At 65.6% G+C, this 6,989-nt stretch carries 10 protein-coding genes; 4 read left to right on the top strand and 6 right to left on the bottom strand.

What is annotated here, in order from left to right:
• Positions 1 to 1,586, bottom strand: a 1,586-nt coding sequence (locus Q0R23_RS06215) for an alpha-amylase family glycosyl hydrolase (protein WP_293911517.1), incomplete at its 3' end; no start/stop codon positions are given.
• 182 nt (positions 1,587 to 1,768) lie between these two features.
• On the opposite strand from Q0R23_RS06215, the gene Q0R23_RS06210 reads away from it, so the two are divergent.
• Positions 1,769 to 2,158 (top strand): DUF3224 domain-containing protein, encoded by a 390-nt coding sequence (locus tag Q0R23_RS06210; protein ID WP_293911515.1) that lies wholly within the window; start codon positions 1,769 to 1,771, stop codon positions 2,156 to 2,158.
• Positions 2,158 to 2,286, top strand: coding sequence for a hypothetical protein (locus tag Q0R23_RS06205; protein ID WP_293911514.1), 129 nt, complete (start codon positions 2,158 to 2,160; stop codon positions 2,284 to 2,286). The genes Q0R23_RS06210 and Q0R23_RS06205 overlap by 1 nt, the downstream gene beginning before the upstream one ends.
• 7 nt (positions 2,287 to 2,293) lie before the next feature.
• Here Q0R23_RS06205 and Q0R23_RS06200 read toward each other — a convergent pair whose 3' ends face one another.
• On the bottom strand, positions 2,294 to 3,250 hold the full coding sequence (locus Q0R23_RS06200; protein ID WP_293911513.1) for a DUF1152 domain-containing protein: 957 nt from the start codon (positions 3,248 to 3,250) through the stop codon (positions 2,294 to 2,296).
• 124 nt (positions 3,251 to 3,374) lie between these two features.
• On the opposite strand from Q0R23_RS06200, the gene Q0R23_RS06195 reads away from it, so the two are divergent.
• Positions 3,375 to 4,268: a hypothetical protein gene (locus Q0R23_RS06195; protein WP_293911511.1), complete on the top strand. Its 894-nt coding sequence runs from the start codon at positions 3,375 to 3,377 to the stop codon at positions 4,266 to 4,268.
• A 119-nt stretch (positions 4,269 to 4,387) separates the two neighbouring features.
• Here the strand turns inward: Q0R23_RS06195 and Q0R23_RS06190 are convergent, their stop codons facing one another.
• The 3 genes from Q0R23_RS06190 to Q0R23_RS06180 form a co-directional block, all read right to left on the bottom strand.
• Complete coding sequence (locus tag Q0R23_RS06190; RefSeq protein ID WP_293911510.1) at positions 4,388 to 4,660, bottom strand: hypothetical protein; 273 nt, start codon at positions 4,658 to 4,660, stop codon at positions 4,388 to 4,390.
• A 156-nt stretch (positions 4,661 to 4,816) separates the two neighbouring features.
• The gene (locus Q0R23_RS06185; protein WP_293911508.1) at positions 4,817 to 5,113 is read right to left on the bottom strand and encodes a DUF1684 domain-containing protein; all 297 of its coding nucleotides are present in this window, start codon (positions 5,111 to 5,113) and stop codon (positions 4,817 to 4,819) included.
• A 136-nt stretch (positions 5,114 to 5,249) separates the two neighbouring features.
• Positions 5,250 to 5,468, bottom strand: a complete 219-nt coding sequence (locus Q0R23_RS06180; RefSeq protein ID WP_293911507.1) for a hypothetical protein — start codon at positions 5,466 to 5,468, stop codon at positions 5,250 to 5,252.
• Between the two features lie 47 nt (positions 5,469 to 5,515).
• Here Q0R23_RS06180 and Q0R23_RS06175 point away from each other — a divergent pair, with 47 nt between their 5' ends.
• On the top strand, positions 5,516 to 6,280 hold the full coding sequence (locus tag Q0R23_RS06175) for a dienelactone hydrolase family protein (protein ID WP_293911506.1): 765 nt from the start codon (positions 5,516 to 5,518) through the stop codon (positions 6,278 to 6,280).
• Here Q0R23_RS06175 and Q0R23_RS06170 read toward each other — a convergent pair.
• Entirely contained in the window at positions 6,267 to 6,791 is a 525-nt protein-coding gene (locus tag Q0R23_RS06170) for a CPBP family intramembrane glutamic endopeptidase (RefSeq protein ID WP_293911504.1), read from the bottom strand. The genes Q0R23_RS06175 and Q0R23_RS06170 overlap by 14 nt on opposite strands.
• Between the last annotated feature and the right edge of the window lie 198 nt (positions 6,792 to 6,989).

Raw genomic sequence — 6,989 nt, 5'->3', positions numbered from 1 at the left:
AAGCGGATCGGCACGGCCTCGCCGCCGAAGTTGAGGAGCACCAGCACCCGCTCGTGACCCGCCTCACGCACGAAGCCAAACACGCCGCTGCCGGGCCGGGTGTTCTCGAAGCTGCCGCCGGTCAGGTTTACTACGCCCTGCTGCATCAGCGTCTGCGGCCCCAGCGTCTGCGGCCCCAGGTCGAGGCTGCGGTAGCGACCTGCCGTCAGGGCGTCCGAACCGGCGCGGAGTTTGGTCAGCGCCCGGAAGTAATTGAGGTCGCTCCCTGGGTCGTTTTCCTGGGCGGCCACGTTCACCGCTGCGAAATTGCCCGCCACCGGCAGCCAGGGCTCGGCACCTGGGCTGGTGAAGCCCGCGTGGGCGGAGCTGTCCCACTGCATCGGGGTGCGTTCGGGGTCGCGGCCCGCCGCCGCCACGTCCGGCTGATTCAGCGCCGCCGGGTCCACGACGCGCTCCGGCGGAATGTACCCGTCTTCCATGCCGATCTCATCGCCGTAGTAGACCGTCGGCGTGCCGCGCAGGGTCAGCAGCAGCGTCTGGGCAAGGCGGTACTGGGCTTTGCCTACACGGGTCGCGAAGCGGTGCTGGTCGTGGTTGCCGAGCACCCAGTTGGGCCAGCTTCCGCTCGCCACCACCGCCGCGTCGTAGTCGTCGACCAGCTTGCGGATGTCGGCGGCGTTCCAGGGCGTCAGAATCAGCCAGAAATTGAAGGGCAGATGCGCCTCCGGGGCGTCCGGGGTGCCCGCGTAGGGCAGCAGCTTGTCGATGGGCAGGTAGATCTCGCCGACCATCATCCGGTCGTCAAACTCGTCGAGGGCGCCTCTCAGCTCGCGCACATACTGATGCGTCAGCGGCAGATCCTGGGTGTAGATGTGCAGCAGGCTGCCGTGCTCGTTCTGGCCGGGGCGCCAGTCGGGGTTGAGCGGCTCGTCGCGGTAGTCGGCGTCCTTGGCCAGCAGCCACAGCACGTCCACCCGGAAGCCGTCCACGCCCAGACGCATCCAGAAGCGCAGGGTCTCGGCCATTTCGCGGCGAACTTCGGGGTTGGCCCAGTTGAGTTCCGGCTGCCCGCTCACGAACTGGTGCAGGTAGTACTGGCCGGTCCGCTCGTCGAAGGTCCAGGCGTCGCCGCCGAAGAACGACTTCCAGTTGTTGGGCATGCCGCCGTCCGGACCGGGATTGCGCCACATGTACCAGTCGCGCTTGGGGTTGTCCCGGCTGCTGCGGGCCTCCTTGAACCACTCGTGCTCGTCGCTGGAGTGGTTGGGCACGAAGTCGAGCATCACCTTCAGGCCGCGCGCGTGGGCGCCGCGCACCAGCTCGCCGAAGTCGTCCAGGTTGCCGAACAGCGGGTCCACGTTCTTGTAGTCGGCCACGTCGTAGCCGAAATCCTTCATCGGGCTGGTAAAAATCGGGCTGAGCCAGAGGGCGGTGACGCCCAGCGAGGCCAGGTAATCCAGGCGACGGGTGACGCCCCTCAGGTCGCCCACACCGTCATGGTCACTGTCCTGAAACGACCGGGGGTAGATCTGGTAGATGATGCCGGACTGCCACCACTTGAGCTGCGCCGTCTGGTTGAGGGTCATGGGTTAGAGGCTAGCAGGAACAGGGCCAGCAGGCAGACAACCGTTAGAGTAGATGTCATAAAAAGGGTCTTTTTATGACCGAGCGGAGCGAGTAGTTTTGACTGAGCAAGGCGCAGAATGGAGGCGCGGGGAGGCTGTTTTCCCCGTGGCGTAATTCGGAGTACTGCTCTAAGCTGAGAGGTATGACCACCCACGCCAGCGGCACCTTCGAGGTCCAGCTCAGCCCACAACCCGCCGCCCCGGAGGAGGCCAGCATGGGCCGCCTGCTGATCGCCAAGCAGTTTTCCGGCGATCTGGACGGCCACAGCGCCGGGCAGATGCTCTCGCTGATGACCGAGGTGCAGGGCTCGGCAGGCTACGTCGCCCTGGAGCGCTTCAGCGGCACGCTGCACGGGCGAGCAGGCAGTTTCGCGCTCCAGCACAGCGGCAGTATGGACCGGGGCGCGGCGTCGCTGAGCGTGCGGGTCGTGCCGGATTCGGGAACGGGGGAACCGGCGGGTCTGGCGGGCGAGATGACCATCGACGCAGGCGCCGGACACGCCTACACCCTTAGTTACACGCTGCCGGGGTAATGCTCGCCTGCACCGACGTGGATTACCGCCCAGACGGTACGGCCCCGCATGTTCCGGGTGAGTTCTACCGCCGCGAGTTGCCCACGCTGCCGAAACGGGTGGACCAGGCGTGCCGGAGAGCGGAGTAGCGGTTGTTCAGATCGGCAAATCGAAACGGGGCCGGATGCTGACCGATTCGCGGTGGGCGCCAATCACCCGGTCTACCTCCGACATCGTGTGGGTGGGCATCAACGCCTCGCGGTACTGGAGACGCCGGGCCACCGCCTCCAGTTCGTAGCACCAGTACTGGGCCATCAGCGGATTGATCCACAACTCCGAGCCGTGGGTACGCGAACTGGCGTGGTAATCGCCGTACTGGCCGTCGATAGCGCTCAAGATGCTGCTGTTGACAATACTTTCGTAGCGCGGCATCTGCTCGAAGACGACCCGGCAGGCTTCGCGGTAGAGCCCCACCGGCTCCATCTCCGGACTCAGGCTGAACGAACCAAGGTAGGCCCCGGCGCGGGCAAGTTCGGCGGTGGCCTCCAGCACGTTCCAGTGGCTGACGCCGTGGAAACTGTCGATGCCGAAGCCCAGGCTGACCATGAAGCGCTTGACACCGCTCATCTCATTTACGGCACATAGGCTCACCGCGTCCTCGTGAGGCGTGCCGAGGTCGCTCTCGTCGCCGCGCATCAGGGCGTCGGTGCCGCCGTCGATCAGAATGATGGTGTCGAGGTTCAGGTAGGCCACCAGGGCACGGTAAGCGTCCAGCAGCGGTTGCACGCCGGTTTTGGTGAAGGCATAGACGCTTGTGGGCTCGCCCCTTTCCGAAAGCCAGCGCGACAGGTAGAACTCCGGAAAATACTCACCCGGTTGGACGTATAAATCCGGCGTCACCTCGATCAGCGACGGCGAAAGCGGGCGCGGGGCCAGCGCCGAGAACGAGACGAAGGACAGGTTGGCGAGCGTGACCTCGTAGCCTTCAGCCCGCAGCGCGAAATACAGCGGTAGGCCGCAGAACACGTCGAAACCGCCGCCCATTCCAGCGATCAAAATGCGCCGCGAGCCTTTGAGGGCGGCGAAGAAAGGCGGGGTGAGGGCAGCGAGCATGGACTCAGTATGACCGGGTGAGCAAACTCATGAGGCGACCTCGAAGCGCGGTACGGCAACGCAACCCACCCCGCATCCTGACCCCACTCACTTTCCGTCACCTTTCAGGCTTCACCATACAAACATGAAGACCATCCAGTTCCGCGCCGCTGGCCTGGGCCTCGGCCTGCTGCTGAGCGTCACGGCCTGCACCAGCAGCACCCTGCCCAACGCCATCGACAGTGCTATCAACAAGGCCGAGTTGCGCCTGGCCGCCCAACTGCTGATGCCGCTGCTCTCGGCGGCCACCGTGCAGCTCGCCGCCCGCGACTTTTCCCAGCCGCTGCTGCCGGTGGGCACGGCCAGGCTCGGCAATCTGAGTGCCCAGGCCAGTGCGCCCCAGCCGCTGAGCTGCACCACCTCGGCCCTGAGCGAGAGCACCGACGCCGACAAGGACCGCATTCCGCTGAAGGCCACGGCGTCGCTGAGCTGCGCCTACGACGACAACGACGACAACAACCCCACCGCCCTGAGCCTGAGCGGCAGCATGACCGTGGCCGACAAGGACGACGGCGACGCGGGCAGCGGCCTGAGCAGCAGCGCGGCCCTCAGCGGCAGCGCCCGGACCAGTTACCAGGGCGCCAGCGCCACCTTCAGCTCGAAGAACGACGCCAGCGCTTTCCTCGACCCGGTGGCGGGCAAGAACGGGTACAACGGGGCGTTGACCTTCAGCTCCGACTCGACGGGTTCGGGCAAGGTCTTCGGCATCGGGACCGACGTGACGCTGCGCCGGGCGCTCGATACCGCCCTGGGCCTGTTGCCCGACGCCGACCAACTGGGCGGCGTACTGAGCATGAAGGGCACGCTGGTGAGCCGCAACGACCTGAAAAGCACCAAGAGCACCATCGGCTTAGGCGGCGCCCTGCACGCCAGGCAGGGTGAATGTAAATCCGCCGACAGCGGCAGCGTGGTGTTCAAAAAGGGCGCCGTCAGCCTGAAGGCCACGGTGGTGAGCTGCGGCAGATACGACTACCAGTGAGGAGCTGATCCGGCTCGGCGGGCGGGCCTCCAGTTTTACCCGCCCGCCGCTTCGTTGGCGTTTCGGTTGCTCCCCAGTCGTTTACAGACCCCGCTCAGTCTCGCCTGGCCAATACATCCCTACCCGATAAAGCTGCCTGGCGCCTCGCTGCCGCTGTCGTCGGCCAGCGACCTGAACTGCTGGGACTTGTCGCGCAGGTCCATCTGGGCGTAGCACTCCGAGAGTTTGAGGGCGAAAAAGCGCATCGCCTGGGCGTCCTCACGCCGCTCGGCGGCCTCCAGGCAGGTCCGGTAGTGCATCACCGCCAGGTGATACTGCTCGCCCTCCACGGCGCACTCGGCCCGGCAGTGAAACATCCGCAACGAAACGATATCTGTCGGCTGGCGGTTCATCTAGGGTGAGTGTACCCGGCAGCGTGAGCGTTAAATGAAGCATGGTGAACGGTAGATGGCGCCACAGCTTCATGAGTCTTTTAGTAAAGCGCGTCCAGCAGGGCAAAAATCACAATATCAAGTGTGGGACAGATGACTCTGGACGCTCTCTAACCCTCATAATTGTACCGAGTTTATTGTGTGGGGGTGAAGGCGGGCAGCTCCACTGCGGATCGTAGAAACACGACGGGGATCGTAGAAGCACGACGGGTGATAGGCGAAGTTGAAGTCCAGAATCAGCTCGTCGCTGAGCGTGCTGCCCAGGTCCGCGCTGCCCAGGTCGGCCCCTTTGACGGTATCGAGCAGGTAGCGCCCGCCGCCGTAACTCAGGCTGCCGTTGCCCGCGTCCCGAAACGGCACGAACAGGCCGCCGCCGTACACCCCTATCCAGTAGACCTCCAGGCCAGTAAACATCCAGGTTGCCGAGGTCGTGCCAGGCGTTGCGCGGCGCTACCCGGCCCACTCGCACCAGCGGCATGTCGTGGCCCGCCGAGGTCTGGGCGGTGAAGATTTCCGGTTCCAACTCGGTCTGAATGCTCGCGGTGAAGGCCTACACCGGGTCGTAGGGACAGGTGGGCAGGGCTTCAAACCCCCTGCGGGCTTCCGGCAGCAGCGGCGACTGGGGATGGCGGGCGAACAACTCGCTGCGGACGGACTGCCAGTGCGCGTGGGCGGCCTGCGGGTCGCGGGTGTGCAGTCGGCGGACCTCGGCGTAGAGGGCGTTCATTCGGCGGCGCCAGTCGAGCAGGCTCAGGTCAGCTTGAGCCATGCTGGCGAGCGTAGACGATCCGGGGCGGGCGCAACGTATGCTCAGCCATGACCCCAAACGGACTCGGCCTCTCCCCCACCGACCTCTCAGGCCCCACCTTGCCGGGCGAGGTCATCTCGTTTCTGTCCGGGAAGCGCGCCCTCAGCGGCTATCTGGTGCGCCCGGCCCAGTCATCTGAGCAGGCACCCGCTCGCTCGCCCGGCGTGCTGGTCATCCACGAGATCTTCGGCCTGAACGACGACATCAGAGGCGTCGCGCGGCGCTTCGCGGCGGCGGGCTATGTGGCGCTGGCCGTCGACCTCTTCGCCCACCAGAACCGGGCGGTCTGCATGGCGCGGATGTTTTCGGGCATCTTCTTAAGTAGCCTGGAGCATCAGGGCGTGCGCGACACCAGAGCGGCGCTGGGCGTGCTGGCCGGGCTGAGCGGCGTGGACAGCGAGCGGCTGGGCGCCATCGGCTTTTGCATGGGCGGCAGCCTGGCGGTAGCGCTGGCCTGCACCGACGAGCGTGTGAGGGCGGTGGCGCCCTACTACGGCTTCAACCCGCGCCCGCTGGAGGCCGTGCGCCGGGCCTGTCCGGTGGTCGGCAGCTACCCGGAACGCGACCCCACCGCCAGGCAGGCCCGCGCCCTGGAGGCCGAGCTGGAGCGGGGCGAGGTGCCGCACGACATCAAGGTGTACGGCGGCGCCCGGCACTCGTTTGCCAACGCCGGAGCCAGTTTCGACGCGGTGGCGAGCGTGGACGCCTGGAACCGGGTCATGGCGTTTTTTGGCGAGCACGTGACAGGCGGCGCAGAGGTCAAAAGCCGCTGAGCCAGCTATGAACAACGACCAGCGCGACGGGTATCAGCAGCATGAAGGACAGGTTGTTGAAAAAGTGCAGAAAAATGGAATGCCGCAACCCTCGACGCGTCGCCATGCGCCAGGCCGTCAGGCCGAACAGAAACTGGATCAGCGGGAAATGAAAGCCACTCCCCGACGTGTGCATCAGCGCGAAGCCCACCGAGCTGAGCGTCCCGATAACCCAGGTGTAATGCTGAGCCCTGGCCCAGCGCATCAGGGCTATCGGAAACCCCCGGAACAGCGCTTCTTCCAGCAGTGGGGCGATGAGAACGCCGTAGATTAGTTCGCTACTGAAGCTTCTGGCCTTGTGCAGCCGGTGGACTGACAACAGCACGTCCAGATGCGCGGCCACCAGCACCCAGCCGAGCACCGAGACGAAGACGACCAGCATGACCGACTCGAATAGCGTCTGCTGCCAGGCCGGGGCGCTCAGACGCCAGGTTGTCCACCGATTCAGGCGCAGCGGCGGTGTGGTCGTCATGCCAGTCGATACGGCAGGCTGCATTTGAAAGTTGCACTCGGCGCACCGTCGCCTATGGGTATCTGATTAGCGATGCAGGGGTGGTCGCGGTTCGAGCCGTGGGCGAGTAGACTCAGGCATGACCGGCGACCTGACCCGCGATGACCTGCTGGCGATCATCCGTCGGCAAGCGGAGCAGTTCGAGCGACTGGAAGCCGA

The organism is Deinococcus sp. (genome assembly GCF_025362455.1).
GTDB lineage: Bacteria > Deinococcota > Deinococci > Deinococcales > Deinococcaceae > Deinococcus.
This window is presented reverse-complemented; position numbering and strand designations above follow the sequence as displayed.

Bases quoted from the DNA above. Each gene is read 5' to 3' on its own strand.
- Q0R23_RS06210 (WP_293911515.1), top strand. From the start codon at position 1,769: ATGACCACCCACGCCAGCGGCACCTTCGAGGTCCAGCTCAGCCCACAA.
- Q0R23_RS06205 (WP_293911514.1), top strand. From the start codon at position 2,158: ATGCTCGCCTGCACCGACGTGGATTACCGCCCAGACGGTACGGCCCCG.
- Q0R23_RS06200 (WP_293911513.1), bottom strand. From the start codon at position 3,250: ATGCTCGCTGCCCTCACCCCGCCTTTCTTCGCCGCCCTCAAAGGCTCG.
- Q0R23_RS06195 (WP_293911511.1), top strand. From the start codon at position 3,375: ATGAAGACCATCCAGTTCCGCGCCGCTGGCCTGGGCCTCGGCCTGCTG.
- Q0R23_RS06190 (WP_293911510.1), bottom strand. From the start codon at position 4,660: ATGAACCGCCAGCCGACAGATATCGTTTCGTTGCGGATGTTTCACTGC.
- Q0R23_RS06185 (WP_293911508.1), bottom strand. From the start codon at position 5,113: ATGTTTACTGGCCTGGAGGTCTACTGGATAGGGGTGTACGGCGGCGGC.
- Q0R23_RS06180 (WP_293911507.1), bottom strand. From the start codon at position 5,468: ATGGCTCAAGCTGACCTGAGCCTGCTCGACTGGCGCCGCCGAATGAAC.
- Q0R23_RS06175 (WP_293911506.1), top strand. From the start codon at position 5,516: ATGACCCCAAACGGACTCGGCCTCTCCCCCACCGACCTCTCAGGCCCC.
- Q0R23_RS06170 (WP_293911504.1), bottom strand. From the start codon at position 6,791: ATGACGACCACACCGCCGCTGCGCCTGAATCGGTGGACAACCTGGCGT.